The sequence below is a fragment of the Streptomyces sp. NPDC012508 genome, assembly GCF_042902595.1.
Classification (GTDB): Bacteria; Actinomycetota; Actinomycetes; order Streptomycetales; family Streptomycetaceae; genus Streptomyces.
This window is the reverse complement of the sequence record NZ_JBIBEO010000009.1, coordinates 190329-206270: the sequence shown is the minus strand read 5'-3', so window position 1 is coordinate 206270 and position 15942 is coordinate 190329. Positions and strand designations below refer to the sequence as shown.

The following is a 15942-nucleotide window of genomic DNA, read 5'->3' as shown; positions in this document are numbered from 1 at the left end:
CGCCCGCCGTACGACTCGCCCTGGAGGAGACCGTCACCGTGACCGTGGAAGCGGATCTCGACGCCGTGCTCGCGGCGGCGGTCGCGCCCGTACTCGCCGGGAGCGGGGCGTCCCTGTCGGTCGCGGTGCTCGACCTGGAGACCGGGCGCTCGGCCTCGTACGGCGGCGAGGGACGGACGTACGACACCGCGAGCGTCGTCAAGCTCGACGTCCTCGTGGCCCTGCTGCTGCGGGCCCAGGACGAGGGCCGGGGGCTGTCCCCGGCGGAGCGGACGGCGGCCGCCGCGATGATCCGGCACAGCGACAACACGTCGACGACCGCACTGTGGCAGGTGATCGGCGGCGCGCGGGGGCTGGACGCGGCCAGCGCGCGGCTCGGACTCTCGGGGACGACCGGCGCCACGGCGTGGGGGCTGACGCAGACGACGGCCGCTGATCGGTTGGTGCTCCTCGACGCTGTGTTCGGCACGGACTCCCCGCTCGCCGAGGACTCCCGTACGTACATCACCGGACTGATGGAGGGCGTGGTCGCCGATCAGGGCTGGGGGGTGTCGGCGGCGGGCGGCGATCCGGCGGTGAAGAACGGCTGGCTCCCCCGGGACGCGACCGGCCTCTGGGACGTCAACAGCGTGGGGCGGGTGACGGCCGGCGGGCGGGTCTGCCTCGTCGCGGTGCTGTCCGACGGTCACGTCACGAAGGACACGGGCGTCGCGTACGTGGAGAGGGCGGCGCGGGCGGCGGTCAGCGCGGTGGGCGCGGCCCTGTAGCGCGGCTGCCGCGCCAGAGGACGACCGCGGCGACGAGCAGGAGCGCGCCGACGCCACCGGCGGCGGGGGCGAGCAGGCCGACCGGCTTGTCGTCGTCGGGGGCGGCCTGAGGTCCGGCGCCGAAGAACCGGCCCCGGTAGCCGGCGGAGGCGTTCTTGGGGTCGGCGCCCTTGAGCCGGGCGCCTGCCTCGATGGCGGCTGCCGGGTCGACGGTGCCGTACCCCTTGTCGTCGCTGCGGCCGTTCTTCGGCCGGTTGCGGGCGGTGTCGATGAGGAGCCGCTTGACCTGTGCGGGTGTCAGGTCGGGGTGGGCGGACCGGACGAGCGCGACGGCGCCGGAGACGAACGCGGCGGCGGCGCTGGTGCCCCAGCCCTCGTAGTAACGGCGGTCCGGGTCGGCGATGACGATGTCCACGCCGGGGGCGCTGACGGTGGAGTACCAGCGGCTGGTGGAGAAGGAGGCGTGCGTGCCGTACCGGTCGACGGCGGTCACCGCGACCACGCCGGGGTAGGCGGCCGGGTACGAGATGTGGTCGCCCTTCTCGCCGCCGTTGCCGGCCGAGGCGACGACGGAGACGCCCTTGGCGAGGGCGTACTGGACGGCGGCGTCCTCGCCCGCGTCGGGGTGGGCGGACTTGGAGTCGTCGCCGAGGGAGAGGTTGATGACGTCGGCGCCGTGGTCGGTGGCCCAGCGGATGCCTTCGGCGAGGGCGGTGCCGCGGGTCTTGCGGGCCTTGTCGCGGGCCTTGTCGGTGCCTTCGAGGATGACCCGGACGGGCAGGATCTCGACCTTCGGGGCGATGCCGAGGACGCCGTCCTGACGGCCGGGGCCGTGTCCGTGCCCGGCGATGATGCCGGCCATGGCGGTGCCGTGGCGGGCCCAGGCGCGGTCGCCGCGTTCGGCGCCGAAGCCGACGAGGTCCTTGCCGGTGAGGACGGAGCCGACGAGGTCGGGGTGGCCGGCGTCGACGCCGGTGTCGAGGACGGCGACGGTGATGCCCTCGCCCTTGGTGGTGCGCCAGGCCTGGGTGGTGTGCATGGCCTCGAGGCCCCACTGGCGGGCGCGGATGGTGTCGGCGTACGCCGGGGTGGTGGTGGCGGGGAGGACCGCGAAGGCGGCGGCGAGCAGGGCGGCGAGGGCGCGGGGGCGGGTCACCGGTCGTCGTCCTTCGCTGCCGTGGTGACCGTGGCGCGCAGGGCGCCTTCGATCCGGTCGGCGACGCCCTTGGCCTCGTGGCCGAGGCCTGCCTGGGCGACGGGGCTGGTCTGTCCGTCGGCCATGGCCCGGTCGGCGGGTTGGGGGGAGGCGACGGGCCGGCCGTCGGCGAAGCCGGAGACGGCGGTGACGACGACGGGGAGATCGGTCAGGGCGCGGGTCCACCAGCCGGCGCGCTGCGCGGCGCCGAAGCGGGCGGCCACGGTGCCCGGGGCGGAGAGCGCCGGGGGCACGTCGGCGCCGAGGCGTGCGGAGGACTCCGCCGCGAGGGAGCGCGTGGTGGTGGGATCGGCCTGGGTGAAGACGAGGCCGACTGTGATGACGCTGGAGGCGGTGGCGTCGGTGTACGTGGCGCGCAGGACGCGCTCGCAGCCGACGGGTCGCAGGGTGGTGATCACGCTCTTGGGCAGGACGGCCGCGGTACAGGGGGCGTCGGGGGCGACGACGACCCGCGTCCAGGTGCGGTCGGCGGCGCCGGGGCCCTCCTTGGGGCCCGCGAGGGTGCGCGGGAAGAGGGTGTCGACGGGGACGTTGTGCCACAGGGTCCTGGCCTCGGCGTAGCCCGGGGGCTCCTCGGGGGCGCCGGCGTCCGTGGCGGCGAGGACGGCTCCGGCGACGGCGCCGCCGACGAGGCCGACGCCGAGCACGAGGCAGGTTCCGGCCGCGACGACCCGGCCGACGCGGCGCTCGCGGACGGGCCGGAGGCGGGTGGTGGTCTCGACGAGGGTCTCGGGCGGCGCGGTGTAGGGCCGGTAGGCGCCGTACGTGCCGTAGGGCTGCGCCGGCGTCCGAGGGGCGGGCGGGGCGGGGCGCGCCGGGGCGGACCGCGCCTGGGGCGGGGTCGCAGGGCGCGGCGGTATCGGGCGGGTACCGGTGTCGCCGATCGGCCGCAGCCGCGTGGTCGTCTCGACGGCCGGTACGTCGGCGCCGGGAGCGGGCACCGCGGGGCGGGCGGAGCCGGTGGCACCACCGGACTCGGACTCGGACGCGGGCGCGGGCGCGGGGGTTGCGGGCGCGGCGGGGGCGGGGACGGGGGGCGAGGCGGGGCGCGCGGGCGCGGCGGGGCGCGCGGGCGCGGCGGGGCGCGCGGGCGAGGCGGGGCGCGCGGGCACGGCGGGGCGCGCGGGCACGGCGGACGCGGGCCCCGGGGTTGCGGACCCGGCGGCGGGGCGCGCGGGAGCGGGTGGGCGCGCGGGCCCGGCGGACGTGGGGGGCGAGGCGGGGCGCGCGGGCGCGGGCGCCGGGGTTGCGGGCCCGGCGAGGGGCCGGACGGAGGGCACGGCGGGGCGCGCGGGGGCTTCCGTCGGGCGCGGCGGAATGCCGTGCGGGCCCGCGACGGTCTTCGCGGCCGGTGCGGCGGCCTCCCCCGGGCGTGCCGGAGGACGGTCCGGTGCGGCGGGGCCGGGGACACCCGGCGGCGCGGTGTCGGGCGCCGGCTTCGGGGGTGGGAACAGGGCCTCGCTGATGCGGGAGGCGGGGCGGTGCGCGTCGGTGCTCATCCCCGCCCCCTGGTCGTTCCGTCGTGATGCCTGCCCTCGCAATGCCCGCCACTCTACGGGCTGTTCCCCTCAGCACGGGAACTCAGGGGCTACCCACCCGTAAACCCGTCTGGCAAGCTCGGGCCATGACTCCCCGCGCCGCCGACCGTGCCCGGTACGACCGGGCCACCGCCCACCTCGACGCGCCCGTCGCCATCGTCGACCTGGATGCCTTCGACGCCAACGCCGAGGATCTCGTACGGCGGGCCGGCGGCAAGCCGATCCGGGTGGCGAGCAAGTCCGTGCGGTGCCGTGCGCTGCTGGAGCGGGTCCTGGCGCGCGAGGGCTTCGCGGGAATCATGTCGTTCACGCTCGACGAGTCGCTGTGGCTGGCGCGCGCCGGGTTCGAGGACGTGCTGCTCGCCTACCCGTCCGCCGACCGGACCGCGTTCGGCGAGCTGGCGAACGATCCCAAGCTCGCCGCCGCCGTGACCGTGATGGTCGACGACCCTGCGCAGCTGGACCTGATCGACACGGCACGCGCGGGTGGTGCCGAGGAGATCAGGATCTGCCTGGAGCTGGACACCTCGTTCCGGCTGCTCGGCGGCCGGGTGCGGATAGGAGCGCTCCGCTCCCCGCTGCGAGAGCCCGCCCAGCTCGCCGAGCTGGCGCGCTCGATCGCCCGCAGGCCCGGCTTCCGGCTGGTCGGGATCATGGCGTACGAAGGGCATGTCGCCGGGGTGGGGGACGCGGTCGCCGGGCGGCCGCTGCGGTCCCGGGCGATCCGGCTGATGCAGTCGGCCGCCCGCAAGGAGCTGGAGACCCGGCGCGCGGCCGTCGTCCGTGCCGTCCGGGCGGTGGCGCCGGACCTGGAGTTCGTCAACGGCGGTGGTACAGGCAGTGTCCAGCACACGGCGGCCGAGGACGCGGTGACCGAGATCGCCGCCGGTTCGGGGCTCTACGTGCCGCGGCTGTTCGACAACTACACGTCCTTCACCGGCCGTCCGGCCGCCCTCTTCGCCCAGCCCGTCGTGCGCCGTCCGGGCGTCGGCGTGGTGACCGTCCTCGGCGGCGGCTACCCGGCGTCCGGCGCGGCGGGCGTGGACCGGCTGCCCGTCCCGTATCTGCCGGAAGGGCTGCGCTACGACCCGCAGGAGGGCCCGGGCGAGGTGCAGACGCCGCTGATCGGGTCGGCGGCCGACGATCTCCTCATCGGGGACAAGGTGTGGTTCCGGCACGCGAAGGCCGGGGAGCTGTGCGAGCGGTTCGACAGCCTCCAGCTGATCGAGGGCGACCGGATCACGGCGGCGGTGCCGACGTACCGGGGCGAGGGCCGCACCTTCCTGTAGCGGGCGCGCTCACCCGCCCGGGGTGATCGAGCTGCCCACTCCCCCGTTGGTGTCGCTGCCGATGGGCCGGATCCCGCGCGTGATCTCGTCCATCGTCGCGAGGGACGGGCCGTCCGGACCGGCGTCGAACGTGAAGCGGACGACGACGGGGGACTCGCTCCCCGCCGGGGAGGGGAAGGCCAGCGACTGGACGTAGCCGCCGGGGCCCTTGTCGGTGGTGACCTGCCAGCGGACCAGGTAGCCCGTGCGGCCGGCGACGGCGGCGGGGCGGGCGGCGACGACCTTGTGGGAGACCATCCTCCCGTAGGGGAGGCTGCCGAGGACGTCCTCCTCGTAGGTCTCCTTGGCGGCCAGGGCGATGTCCTCCTTGGCGATCGCCTCGGGCGTCGAGGCGGTGGTGCCCGAGACCGCGTGGGAGGAGACCGTGCCGTGGCGGCACTGCTTGGTGGCGGCCGCGTAGCACGCATAGGTGCCGACGGTGGTGACCGTCGGTGCCGGGCCGGAGTAGTACTCCGGCTTCTCCCAGCCCTGGACGACGGGGAGGGTGATGCCGTTGATCTGGTCGACGACCTGCGTGGGGTTCTCGTCCTCCTCCTCGACGGGCGCGTCGGTGGTGGCCGAGGAGGACGGAGCCGTGGGGGTGCTCGTGGCCGCCGTCGGGCCCGCCGTGGGCGGATCGCCCTGGTCGTCACCGGCGAACACGACGACGCCCGCGACGACCGCCGCGACCACGGCGACCGCGACGGCGCCGAGGACGACCGCCCGGCTCCGCCCATCACGTACGGGCGGAGCCGGCGAGACGACCGTGGACGCGGCCGGGGCCTGCCGGGTGTGCGCGGTCCAGTTCGTACCGTCCCACCATCGTTCGACGGTGGGCACGGCCGGGTCCGGATACCAGCCGGGAGGGGTCGTCATGCTCATCCCACAAGCCTAGGGCCCGCGCGACAGGCCCTGCGGCGGGGGCCTACAGCGGAGTCACGTACGCGCCCGAAATGCCCCCGTCGACAAGGAAGTCGGTGGCGTTGACGAAGGACGAGTCGTCGCTGGCGAGGAAGGCCACGGCGGCGGCGATCTCGTCGGCCTCGGCGAACCGGCCGACAGGGATGTGCACGAGCCGACGCGCGGCGCGCTCCGGGTCCTTGGCGAACAGCTCCTGGAGGAGCGGGGTGTTGACCGGCCCCGGGCAGAGCGCGTTGACGCGGATGCCCTCGCGGGCGAACTGCACGCCCAGTTCACGGGACATGGCGAGCACGCCGCCCTTGGAGGCGGTGTACGAGATCTGGCTGGTGGCCGCACCCATGATCGCCACGAACGAGGCGGTGTTGATGATGGAGCCGCGGCCCTGTCGCTGCATGTAGGGCAGGGCGGCCTTGCAGCACAGGTAGACGGAGGTGAGGTTGACGTCCTGGACGCGCTTCCAGGCTTCGAGACCGGTGGTGAGGATGGAGTCGTCGTCGGGCGGCGAGATGCCCGCGTTGTTGAAGGCGATGTCGACGGAGCCGTAGGTGTCGAACGCGGTCTTGAAGAGCGCCTCGACCTCCTCGGGGTCGGTGACGTCGACCCGTACGAAGGTACCGCCGACCTCTTCGGCGGCGGCCTTGCCGGCGGTCTCGTCGATGTCTCCGCAGACGACGTTGGCGCCCTCGGAGGCGAGGCGGCGGGCGGTGGCCAGGCCGATGCCGCTGCCTGCGCCGGTGATGACGGCGGTGCGGCCGACGAGGCGGCGGCAGATGGTCTCGTTGCTCACAGTGCGGGGCCCTCCGTGCTGATGAAGACGTTCTTGGTTTCGGTGAAGGCGGTCAGTGCGTCGGGGCCGAGCTCCCGGCCGAGGCCGGACTGCTGGTAGCCGCCGAAGGGGGTCCAGTAGCGGACGCTGGAGTGGGAGTTGACGGAGAGGTTGCCGGCCCGGACGGCGCGCGAGACGCGCAGGGCGCGGCCGACGTCACGGGTCCAGATGGAGCCGGAGAGGCCGTACTCGGTGGCGTTGGCGAGCCGTACGGCGTCCGCCTCGTCCTCGAAGGGCAGGACGACGGCGACCGGCCCGAAGACCTCCTCGACGGCGCAGGGCGCGTCCTCTGCGATGCCGGTGAGGACGGTCGGCGGGAACCAGAAGCCGGGGCCCTCGGGGGCCTTGCCGCGGATGCCGGGGAGGGAGTCGGGGACGTATGCCCTCACCCGCTCCAGCTGGGCCTTGGAGATCAGCGGGCCCATCTGGGTCTTCTCGTCGGCCGGGTCGCCGACGACGATCTCCTCGACGGCGGGGGTGAGGAGCTCCAGGAAGCGGTCGTACACGCTGCGCTGGACCAGGATGCGGGTGCGGGCGCAGCAGTCCTGGCCGCTGTTGTCGAGGAAGGACATCGGTGCCGCCGCCGCCGCTGCCTCGATGTCCGCGTCGGCGAAGACGATGTTCGGGCTCTTGCCGCCGAGTTCGAGCGTCACCCGCTTCACCTGGTCGGCGCACTTGGCCATGATGCTCTTGCCGACCCGCGTCGAGCCGGTGAAGACGATCTTGGCGATGCCGGGGTGTTCGACGAGCGCGCTGCCCGCGACGGCTCCCTCGCCGGGGAGGACCTGGAAGAGGCCCTCGGGGAGCCCGGCCTCAAGCGCGAGTTCGGCGAGCCGGAGCGCGGTGAGCGGGGTGGTCTCCGCGGGCTTGAGGATGACCGCGTTGCCGGCGGCGAGGGCGGGGGCGGTGGCCCAGGCGGCGATCGGCATGGGGAAGTTCCAGGGCGCGATCACTCCGACGACGCCGAGGGGTTCGAGGATCGTGATGTCGAGGCCGCCGGCGACGGGGATCTGCCGCCCGTTCAGCCGCTCCACTCCCCCGGCCGCGTAGTCGAGCAGATCGCGGACGTTGCCCGCCTCCCAGCGGGCGTTGCCCAGGGTGTGGCCGGCCTCGCGGACTTCGAGGAGGGCCAGTTCCTCGGTGTGGGCGTCGACGACGGCGGCGAAGCGGCGCAGCAGCCGGGCCCGGTCGGCGGGGGCGGCGGCGGCCCAGCCCCGCTGGGCTTCGGCCGCCCGTACGACGGCGGCGTCGACGTCCTGGGGTGTGGCGGCGGGGACGGTGGCGACGAGCTCCTCGGTCGCCGGGTTCAGGACAAGCAGTTCGTGCGGCAACTCGTTCCTCACATGCGTTCGAAGGAGCGGCGCAGCTCCCAGTCGGTCACCGCGGCGTCGTACGCGTCCAGTTCGACGCGGGCCATGTTGCGGTAGTGCGCGACGACCTCGTCGCCGAAGGCGGCCTTGGCGATGGGGCTGGTCTCCCAGAGCTCGGCGGCCTCGCGCAGGGTGGTGGGGACGTGGGCGTAGTCGGCGGTGTAGGCGTTCCCGTCGCAGGCGGCGGGCAGTTCGAGCCCCTGCTCGATGCCGTACAGACCGGCCGCGACCAGGCCGGCGACGGCGAGGTGGGGGTTGACGTCTCCGCCGGGGAGGCGGTTCTCGAAGCGCATGGAGCGGCCGTGGCCGACGACCCGCAGGGAGCAGGTGCGGTTGTCGACGCCCCAGGCGACGGCGGTGGGGGCGAAGGAGCCGGGCTGGAAGCGCTTGTAGGAGTTGATGTTGGGTGCGTAGAGGAGGGAGAAGTCGCGCAGGGCGGCGAGCTGGCCGGCCAGGAAGTGCCGCATGATGTCCGACATTCCGGCAGGACCGTCGCCGGCCATCACGTTCCGGCCGTCGGCGTCCTGGAGGGAGAGGTGGATGTGGCAGGAGTTGCCCTCGCGCTCGTTGTACTTCGCCATGAAGGTGAGCGAGACGCCCTCCTGGGCGGCGATCTCCTTGGCGCCGGTCTTGTAGACGGCGTGCTGGTCGCAGGTGACCAGCGCCTCGTCGTACTTGAAGGCGATCTCGTGCTGGCCCGGGTTGCACTCGCCCTTGGCGGACTCGACGGTCAGGCCGGCGCCGGCCATCTCGTTGCGGATCCGGCGCAGAAGGGGCTCGATTCGGCCGGTGCCGAGGACCGAGTAGTCGATGTTGTACTGGTTGACCGGGGTCAGGCCCCGGTAGTTCGCGTCCCAGGCCTGCTCGTAGGTGTCCTTGAAGACGATGAACTCGAGCTCCGTGCCGACGTGCGCGGTGTAGCCGTGTTCGGCGAGCCGTTCCAGCTGGCGGCGGAGGATCTGGCGGGGCGCGGCGACGACGGGCGAGTCGTCGTTCCAGGCCAGGTCGGCGATGAGCATCGCCGTGCCCTCGTTCCAGGGCACGCGGCGGAGCGTGGAGAGGTCGGGGCGCATGGCGAAGTCGCCGTAGCCGCGGTCCCAGGAGGACATCGCGTATCCGTCGACCGTGTTCATCTCGGCGTCGACGGCCAGGAGATAGTTGCAGCCCTCGGTGCCGTGGTCGAGGACGTCGTCGAGGAAGAACGGTGCGGCGAACCGCTTGCCCTGGAGCCGTCCCTGCATGTCGGGGAAGGCGAGGACGACCGTGTCGATCTCACCGCTGGCGACGAGGGAGCGCAGCTCCTCGACGGAGAGCGGGGCTTTGCGGTCTGCCACGGGATTTACTCCTCCTTGGGTCAGCCGGAAGCCATAAGGTATTGCGGAAGACCATTGCTTGGGAAGGGGAAACGGGAACGTGTCCAGTACGAGTGAATCGGCGGACCGGCTGACGCCCGTGCTGCGGCCGGTCCGGGCGGGCAACGGCTTCGAGGAGGCGCTGGAGCAGATCCTCCAGGTGGTACGGCTCGGGCTCGTCCCCGGCGGCGGCCGACTGCCCGCCGAGCGGGAGCTGGCCGACCGGATGGGGATCAGCCGCGTCACCCTGCGCGAGGTACTGAAGGTCCTCCAGGAGCAGGGGCTCGTGGAGAGCCGGCGCGGGCGGTACGGCGGAACGTTCGTGCTGCAGCGGCCGCGGACGGCGGACGAGGACGAGCTGCGACGCCGGATCGCCTCCGTCGACATGGAGGACACGCTGCGGTTCCGCGAGGTCCTCGAGGTCGGCGCGGCGGGGCTGTGCGCCGCGCACGGCCTGGACGACGCGGGCGCGGAGCGGCTCCGTACGGCCCTCGCGGCCACACACGACGCCACGCTCGACGACTACCGGCGCCAGGACACCCTGCTCCACCTCACCCTGGCCGAGCTCTCCGGCTCCCCCACGCTCACGGCGCAGTACGCCGCCGTACGGGCGACGGTGAACGACCTCCTGGACTGCATCCCGCTGCTCGTACGGAACCTGGAGCACTCCCAGCACCAGCACACGGCCCTGGTGGAGGCGGTCCTGGACGGCGACGCGGACGGGGCCCGCGAGGTCATGCGCGAACACTGCGGGGGCACGGCGGCGCTGCTGCGCGGCTTCCTGACGTGAGGGCTCGGGCACAGGGCGAGCGGGCGGACGCGACCCGGGCGCCGGGAAGGGCCGCTCGCGTAACCCGAAAGTAACGCACGGGGGTTGCGTTCCAGCCGGTGCGGCGCAAAGGTATGGCACCAATCCATTGGGCCCGACGCGGGAGCTGACGCTGCCATGACGCTCGAAGACACCACCGGGGACAAAGCGGCACCACGGGACGGGGCGGCACCTGACGACTACCTGGAACGCCGGGCGCTGCGCCGCGGCAGCGCCGGCTGGCTGCTGCTCACGGGCCTCGGCGTCGCCTACGTCGTCTCCGGCGACTTCTCCGGCTGGAACATCGGCCTCTCCAAGGGCGGCTTCGGCGGACTGGCGATCGCGACCGTCCTGATGGGCGCGATGTACGCCTGTCTCGTCTTCGCGCTCGCCGAACTCTCCGCCATCCTGCCCACCGCGGGCGGCGGCTACGGCTTCGCGCGCCGGGCGCTCGGCACCTGGGGCGGCTTCCTCACCGGCACCGCGATCCTCATCGAGTACATCCTCGCCCCCGCCGCGATCTCCATCTTCATCGGCGACTACGTCGAATCGCTCGGCCTCTTCGGCCTGGAGTCCGGCTGGCCGGTCTACCTCGCCTGCTTCGTGATCTTCATCGGAATCCATCTGTGGGGCGTGGGCGAGGCGCTGCGCTTCAGCCTGATCGTCACGGCCATCGCCGTTGCGGCCCTGGTCATCTTCGCGCTGGGCGCGCTCAGCGACTTCCATGTCGACGGACTGAACGACATCCCGGTCGACACCGACGCGCTCGGCTCCACCTCCTGGCTGCCGTACGGTCTCCTCGGGATCTGGGCCGCGTTCCCCTTCGGCATGTGGTTCTTCCTCGGCGTCGAGGGTGTTCCGCTCGCCGCGGAGGAGGCGAAGGACCCGGTCCGTTCGATGCCGAAGGCGCTCGCGATCTCGATGGGCATCCTCGTGCTGCTCGCCGTGATGACCTTCATCGCCTCGACCGGCGCGCGCGGCTCGGCCGCCATCCAGGAGGCGGGCAACCCGCTGGTGGTGGCACTGCAGGGCGACGGGGACCCGACGGCGCTCAGCCGGTTCGTGAACTACGCGGGCCTCGCGGGGCTCGTGGCCTCGTTCTTCTCGCTCATCTACGCCGGCTCGCGCCAGCTCTTCGCGCTCTCCCGGGCCGGCTACCTGCCCCGCTTCCTCTCGCTGACCAGCCGCCGCAAGTCGCCGTACCTGGGGCTGCTCATCCCGGGCGCGATCGGCTTCGCGCTGGCCGCGGGGACCGGGAACGGCGCGCGGATGCTCAACATCGCGGTGTTCGGCGCGACCATCTCGTACGCCCTGATGGCGCTCTCGCACATCGTGCTGCGGCGGCGCGAGCCGCATCTGCCGCGGCCGTACCGCACGCCGGGCGGCGTCCTGACCTCGTCCGTGGCGTTCGTCCTGGCCCTGTCGGCGCTGGTGGCGACGTTCCTGGTGGACAAGGACGCGGCGTTCATCGCGGTCGGGGTGTACGCGATCGCCCTCGCCTACTTCGCGTTCTACAGTCGGAAGCACCTGGTCGCGAAGGCGCCGGAGGAGGAGTTCGCGGCGCTGGCGGCGGCCGAGGCCGAGCTCGAACGCGACTGACCGTCGTCGGTTCTTCTGGAGGAGATTCCGTGTCCAAGCCGCTCATCGGCGTGACGACCTATCTGGACCAGGCCCGTTGGGGCGTGTGGGACATGCCCGCGGCGCTGCTGCCCGCGCAGTACCCGCGTCTGGTGCAGGCGAGCGGTGGCCTCGCCACGATGCTCCCGCCGGACGACCCGTCCGCGGCGGCGTCGGTGGTGGCGCGGCTGGACGGTCTGGTGGTCGCGGGCGGTGCGGATGTCGAGCCGGTACGGTACGGGGCCGAGCCCGACCCCCGTACCGGCCCGCCGGCCCGGGCCAGGGACGCGTGGGAACTGGCCCTGATCGAGGCGGCGCTCGCCTCCGGCACGCCGGTGCTGGGCATCTGCCGGGGCATGCAGCTGCTGAACGTGGCGCTCGGCGGCACGCTGGTCCAGCACCTGGACGGCCATGTGGAGGCGACGGGCGTGATCGGCCGTCACACGGTGAAGCCGGTCCCGCTGACGCGGTACGCCTCGCTGGTGCCGGAGCTCGCCTCGGTACCGACCTACCACCACCAGGCGGTGGACCGCCTCGGCGAGGGCCTGTCCCCCTCGGCGTACGCGGAGGACGGCACGATCGAGGCGATCGAACTCCCGGCCCCGGCCTGGGCCCTGGGCGTCCAATGGCACCCGGAGATGGGCGAGGACCTGAGGGTGATGCGCGGCCTGGTCGCGGCATCGACCTGAGCCGGGGGCCCGCCCCCCCAGGGGCGCGAGGAACGGCGCGACCAGCCACGACGGACCCGCAGCCACCCACCGGCCGAAACGCCCCCGCCCCTCACCCCGTCGGCGTCGCCCGCGTCAAGGACAGCAGGTCCCGCGCCGGCCCCGTGGGCCGGTGGCCCGTGGGCCAGACCGCGCGAAGGTCACGGCGGAGCAGGACGCCGTCCACCGGGACCTCGACCAGGCGGCGCGACGCCAGCTCCTCCGCGATCGCCAGCTCGCTCAGCACCGCCGGCCCCGCCCCGCTGACCGCCGCCGCCTTCACGGCCGTCGTGGAGGCGAGTTCGAGCAGCGGCTGCGCGAGCCCCCCGTGCGCGGAGAGTGCGGAGTCGAGGACCTGACGGGTCCCCGACCCCCGCTCGCGCAGGATCAGCGGGGTCGCGGCCAGCTCCCCCGGGTCCAGCGGCCTGCGACGGCGGGCCCACACATGGGACGGCGCGGCGACCACGACCAGCCGGTCGCGAGCCACGACCGCACCGTCCAGGCCCTCGGGCACGGCGAGCCCCTCCACGAACCCCAGGTCCGCCTCGTCCGCGAGCAGCCGCTCCGCGACCGCCGCCGAGTTCCCCGCCATCAACGACACCGCCGTGTCCGGCCGGTCCCCGCGCAGCGCGATCAGCCACCCCGGCAGCAGATACTCGGCGATCGTCATCGACGCGGCCACCCGCAGCCGCGAGTCCCGCCGCCCCCGCAGCGCCTGCGCCCCCGCGTCGAAGGCCTCCGCCGCCTCGACGATCCGCCGCGCCCAGTCCGTGACCAGCGCCCCCGCGTCCGTCAGCCGTGAGCCGCGCGGCGAGCGGTCCACCAGGGCGACTCCGAGCTGCCGCTCCATCGACCGGATCCGGCTGCTGGCCGCGGGCTGGGTGATGCCCACCTCGCGGGCGGCCCGCCCCAGGCTCCCGTGGCGGGCGACGGCCAGGAGCAGTTCGAGCGCGCCGAGGTCGGGGACCCGGTGGGACAGGGGTGCGGACTGACTGGGCTCGCTGCTCATAAAGTCAGCTTATGACGTCATAGCGCCAAGATCCCTGGTCGGGCCCGCGCGGCCGCGCGAGGGTGAGGCCATGGCAACACTCGCACCTTCCCTCCCGGCCCTCGCCACCACCCCCGGCGTACGGGCGGCCGCGGTCCGTCACCTCGGCCCCAACTGGTACGCCTCGGTGATGGGCACCGCCATCGTCGCCAACGCGGGAGCGACCCTCCCCGTGCACGTCCCCGGCCTGCGCACCGTCTGCACGGCCGTCTGGGTCCTCTCCGCCGCGATGCTCCTCACCCTGCTCACCGCCCGTGCCGCGCACTGGATCCACCACCGCGACCGGGCCAGGGAGCACCTCATGGACCCGGCCGTGGCCCCGTTCTACGGCTGTCTGTCGATGGCTCTGCTCGCGGTCGGCGCCGGCGCACTGATCGTCGGCCGGGACTGGATCGGCGAGCCCGCGGCCGTCGCCGTCGACACGGTCCTGTTCACGGCCGGTACCGCGATCGGCCTGGCGGCCGCCGTGGCGATCCCGTACCTGATGGTGGTGCACCACAAGACCGACGGCGCCTCCCCCGTGTGGCTGCTGCCCGTCGTCGCGCCCATGGTCTCCGCCGCCGTCGGCCCGCTGCTCCTGCCCCGCCTGCCCGCCGGGCAGCCCCAGCAGACCCTTCTGATCGCCTGCTACGCCATGTTCGGCATCAGCCTGCTCGCGACCCTCGTCATGCTGCCGCTGGTCTTCGGCCGGCTGGTCACCGCCGGTCCGCTGCCGCTCGCACTCACCCCGGCGCTCTTCCTGGTCCTCGGCCCCCTGGGCCAGTCGACCACCGCCGCGAACAAGTTCGCCGACGTCGCGCCGGGCGTGCTGCCCACCCCGTACGCGCACGGATTCGCCGCCTTCGCCGTCCTCTACGGCGTCCCCGTCATGGGCTTCGCCCTGCTGTGGCTGGCTCTGGCCGGGGCGATGGTGCTGCGGGCCCGCCGCCGGGGAATGGACTTCGCGATGACCTGGTGGGCCTTCACCTTCCCGGTCGGCACCTGCGTGACGGGGGCCGAGGGGCTCGCCCAGCACACGGGCCTCGCCGCCTACCGCTGGCTCGCGATCGTGCTGTACGTGTTCCTCGTCGGGGCCTGGCTGGTGGCCGGATTCCACACCCTGCGCGGGCTGTTCAGCGGTGCGCTGCTCGCAGCTCCCGGGCGAGGACCCGCGGCGCCTCGGCCAGTGACGGCCCGTACCAGGTGAGATGACGCCCGCTGACGAGTGCGGCGGCGGTCCCGGGGAACGCCTCGGGGCCGTCGTCGCGCGTGAAGCGGTACGGCTCGTCCGGCAGGACCACCAGGTCGGCACCGGCCGCCCGGAGTTCGTCGAGGGGGATTCTCGGGTACCGCTCGGCGTGCGTGGCGTACACATGCCGTACGCCGAGGCGGCCGAGCAGGTCTCCGGCGAAGGTGTCACGGCCGAGGACCATCCAGGGCCGGCGCCAGATCGGCACGACGGCGGTGAGCGGCGGGCCCGGCGCCTCGAAGGCCGCCCACGCCTCCTCCGCCTCGTCCAGCCAGCGCGGCCGGCCCGGGAGGCCGCAGGCCCGCAGGACACGGTCCAGCTCGCCGAAGGCCTGGTCGAGTGTGCGGACCTCGGTGACCAGGACCTCGGTCCCGGCAGCGCGCAGGGCGGCGAGGTCGGGGGCCCGGTTCTCCTCCTCGTTGGCGATCACCAGATCGGGGCGGAGCGCGGTGACGGCCGTGACGTCGGGGTTCTTGGTGCCCCCGATCCGTATGACGTCGAGGCCGACGGGGTGGCTGCACCAGTCGGTGGCGCCGACGAGCAGGCCGGGTGCGGTGACGGCGACGGCCTCGGTCAGCGAGGGGACGAGGGAGACGACGCGGGGCGCCGGGCTCACGTGTCGTCGGCCTCGATGTGTTCGGCGACGGCGACGACGAGGAGACGTGTGCCGGGCTCGGTGGCGCGCCAGCGGTGCCGTACGCCTCCGGAGAGGTAGAGCGTGTCGCCGCGCTCGAGCCGGTACGCCCGGCCCTCGGCCTCGACCTCGGCGGCGCCGTCGGCGACGAACAGCAACTCGTCGTTGCGGTGCTGGAACTCGCGGCCCGCGTCCCGCTCGCCGGTGAACTCCAGCGCGTGCAGCTGGTGCCGGCCGCGGACCAGGGACCGTACCCCGGGCGGCATCGCGTGGGGGTGCTCCTCGGCCCGTACGACGTCGACGGTGCGGGCCGCCTCGGCCGCCGCGAGCAGTTCGGCGGCCGTGGTCTCCAGGGCGCCGGCGACGAGGGAGAGGGAGCGCTCGCTGGGGCGGGCCCGCTCGTTCTCGATCTGACTGAGGAAGGGCACGGACAGGCCGCTGCGCGAGGCCACGACGGCCAGGGTCAGCTGGAGGGTCCTGCGGCGCCTCTTGACGGCCGCGCCCACGCGTGGGGAATCCTTGTCGTCCATGTCGGCTCCCTCCCTCGTGCCTCGGTGCCGCGTACTGGTCGGTTACCTGAAC

15 protein-coding genes are annotated in these 15942 nt (G+C 73.9%); 6 read left to right on the top strand and 9 right to left on the bottom strand.

Annotation, left to right across the window (positions count from 1 at the left end; translation table 11 throughout):
* The first annotated feature begins 38 nt into the window (after positions 1–38).
* A complete protein-coding gene (locus ACFY8U_RS28925; protein WP_389575262.1) occupies positions 39–767 on the top strand; it encodes a serine hydrolase in 729 nt (242 codons plus the stop codon).
* Here the strand turns inward: ACFY8U_RS28925 and mycP are convergent.
* On the bottom strand, positions 742–1923 hold the full coding sequence (gene mycP, locus ACFY8U_RS28920; protein ID WP_389575261.1) for a type VII secretion-associated serine protease mycosin: 1182 nt from the start codon (positions 1921–1923) through the stop codon (positions 742–744). The two genes, ACFY8U_RS28925 and mycP, sit on opposite strands and share 26 nt — an antisense overlap.
* Positions 1920–3482, bottom strand: a complete 1563-nt coding sequence (locus tag ACFY8U_RS28915; RefSeq protein ID WP_389575260.1) for a hypothetical protein — start codon at positions 3480–3482, stop codon at positions 1920–1922. The genes mycP and ACFY8U_RS28915 overlap by 4 nt, the downstream gene beginning before the upstream one ends.
* Positions 3483–3607: 125 nt before the next feature.
* On the opposite strand from ACFY8U_RS28915, the gene ACFY8U_RS28910 reads away from it, so the two are divergent.
* Positions 3608–4810: an amino acid deaminase/aldolase gene (locus tag ACFY8U_RS28910; RefSeq protein WP_389575259.1), complete on the top strand. Its 1203-nt coding sequence runs from the start codon at positions 3608–3610 to the stop codon at positions 4808–4810.
* 9 nt (positions 4811–4819) lie between these two features.
* On the opposite strand, the gene ACFY8U_RS28905 is transcribed toward ACFY8U_RS28910, so the two are convergent.
* The 4 genes from ACFY8U_RS28905 to ACFY8U_RS28890 are packed head-to-tail and all read right to left on the bottom strand — an operon-like array spanning position 4820 to position 9300.
* On the bottom strand, positions 4820–5731 hold the full coding sequence (locus ACFY8U_RS28905) for a DUF2510 domain-containing protein (protein ID WP_389575258.1): 912 nt from the start codon (positions 5729–5731) through the stop codon (positions 4820–4822).
* Between the two features lie 43 nt (positions 5732–5774).
* Complete coding sequence (locus ACFY8U_RS28900; protein WP_389575257.1) at positions 5775–6557, bottom strand: 3-oxoacyl-ACP reductase; 783 nt, start codon at positions 6555–6557, stop codon at positions 5775–5777.
* A complete protein-coding gene (locus tag ACFY8U_RS28895) occupies positions 6554–7927 on the bottom strand; it encodes an aldehyde dehydrogenase family protein (RefSeq protein ID WP_389575256.1) in 1374 nt (457 codons plus the stop codon). The genes ACFY8U_RS28900 and ACFY8U_RS28895 overlap by 4 nt, the downstream gene beginning before the upstream one ends.
* An 8-nt stretch (positions 7928–7935) precedes the next feature.
* Positions 7936–9300 carry a glutamine synthetase family protein gene (locus tag ACFY8U_RS28890; RefSeq protein WP_361601631.1) on the bottom strand — a complete coding sequence of 455 codons (1365 nt, stop codon included), beginning with the start codon at positions 9298–9300 and terminating at the stop codon, positions 7936–7938.
* 79 nt (positions 9301–9379) lie between these two features.
* Here ACFY8U_RS28890 and ACFY8U_RS28885 point away from each other — a divergent pair, with 79 nt between their 5' ends.
* From ACFY8U_RS28885 to ACFY8U_RS28875, 3 genes are all read left to right on the top strand, one after another.
* Positions 9380–10108, top strand: coding sequence for an FCD domain-containing protein (locus ACFY8U_RS28885; RefSeq protein ID WP_361438956.1), 729 nt, complete (start codon positions 9380–9382; stop codon positions 10106–10108).
* A gap of 156 nt (positions 10109–10264) precedes the next feature.
* Positions 10265–11725: an ethanolamine permease gene (gene eat, locus ACFY8U_RS28880; protein WP_389575255.1), complete on the top strand. Its 1461-nt coding sequence runs from the start codon at positions 10265–10267 to the stop codon at positions 11723–11725.
* Between the two features lie 29 nt (positions 11726–11754).
* A complete protein-coding gene (locus tag ACFY8U_RS28875; protein ID WP_389575254.1) occupies positions 11755–12432 on the top strand; it encodes a gamma-glutamyl-gamma-aminobutyrate hydrolase family protein in 678 nt (225 codons plus the stop codon).
* A gap of 91 nt (positions 12433–12523) precedes the next feature.
* Here ACFY8U_RS28875 and ACFY8U_RS28870 read toward each other — a convergent pair whose 3' ends face one another.
* On the bottom strand, positions 12524–13459 hold the full coding sequence (locus ACFY8U_RS28870) for a LysR family transcriptional regulator (RefSeq protein WP_361760544.1): 936 nt from the start codon (positions 13457–13459) through the stop codon (positions 12524–12526).
* A 70-nt stretch (positions 13460–13529) separates the two neighbouring features.
* Here ACFY8U_RS28870 and ACFY8U_RS28865 point away from each other — a divergent pair, with 70 nt between their 5' ends.
* On the top strand, positions 13530–14684 hold the full coding sequence (locus tag ACFY8U_RS28865) for a TDT family transporter (RefSeq protein WP_389575253.1): 1155 nt from the start codon (positions 13530–13532) through the stop codon (positions 14682–14684).
* Here the strand turns inward: ACFY8U_RS28865 and ACFY8U_RS28860 are convergent.
* Together ACFY8U_RS28860 and ACFY8U_RS28855 are read right to left on the bottom strand one after the other, a co-directional pair.
* Positions 14611–15342, bottom strand: coding sequence for a helical backbone metal receptor (locus tag ACFY8U_RS28860; RefSeq protein WP_389575252.1), 732 nt, complete (start codon positions 15340–15342; stop codon positions 14611–14613). The genes ACFY8U_RS28865 and ACFY8U_RS28860 overlap by 74 nt on opposite strands.
* Entirely contained in the window at positions 15339–15890 is a 552-nt protein-coding gene (locus tag ACFY8U_RS28855) for an XRE family transcriptional regulator (protein WP_361438968.1), read from the bottom strand. Before ACFY8U_RS28855 ends, ACFY8U_RS28860 begins: the two co-directional genes overlap by 4 nt.
* Positions 15891–15942: the final 52 nt, after the last annotated feature.

Bases quoted from the DNA above. Each gene is read 5' to 3' on its own strand.
- ACFY8U_RS28915 (WP_389575260.1), bottom strand. From the start codon at position 3,482: ATGAGCACCGACGCGCACCGCCCCGCCTCCCGCATCAGCGAGGCCCTG.
- ACFY8U_RS28910 (WP_389575259.1), top strand. From the start codon at position 3,608: ATGACTCCCCGCGCCGCCGACCGTGCCCGGTACGACCGGGCCACCGCC.
- ACFY8U_RS28905 (WP_389575258.1), bottom strand. From the start codon at position 5,731: ATGAGCATGACGACCCCTCCCGGCTGGTATCCGGACCCGGCCGTGCCC.
- eat (WP_389575255.1), top strand. From the start codon at position 10,265: ATGACGCTCGAAGACACCACCGGGGACAAAGCGGCACCACGGGACGGG.
- ACFY8U_RS28870 (WP_361760544.1), bottom strand. From the start codon at position 13,459: ATGAGCAGCGAGCCCAGTCAGTCCGCACCCCTGTCCCACCGGGTCCCC.
- ACFY8U_RS28865 (WP_389575253.1), top strand. From the start codon at position 13,530: ATGGCAACACTCGCACCTTCCCTCCCGGCCCTCGCCACCACCCCCGGC.
- ACFY8U_RS28855 (WP_361438968.1), bottom strand. From the start codon at position 15,890: ATGGACGACAAGGATTCCCCACGCGTGGGCGCGGCCGTCAAGAGGCGC.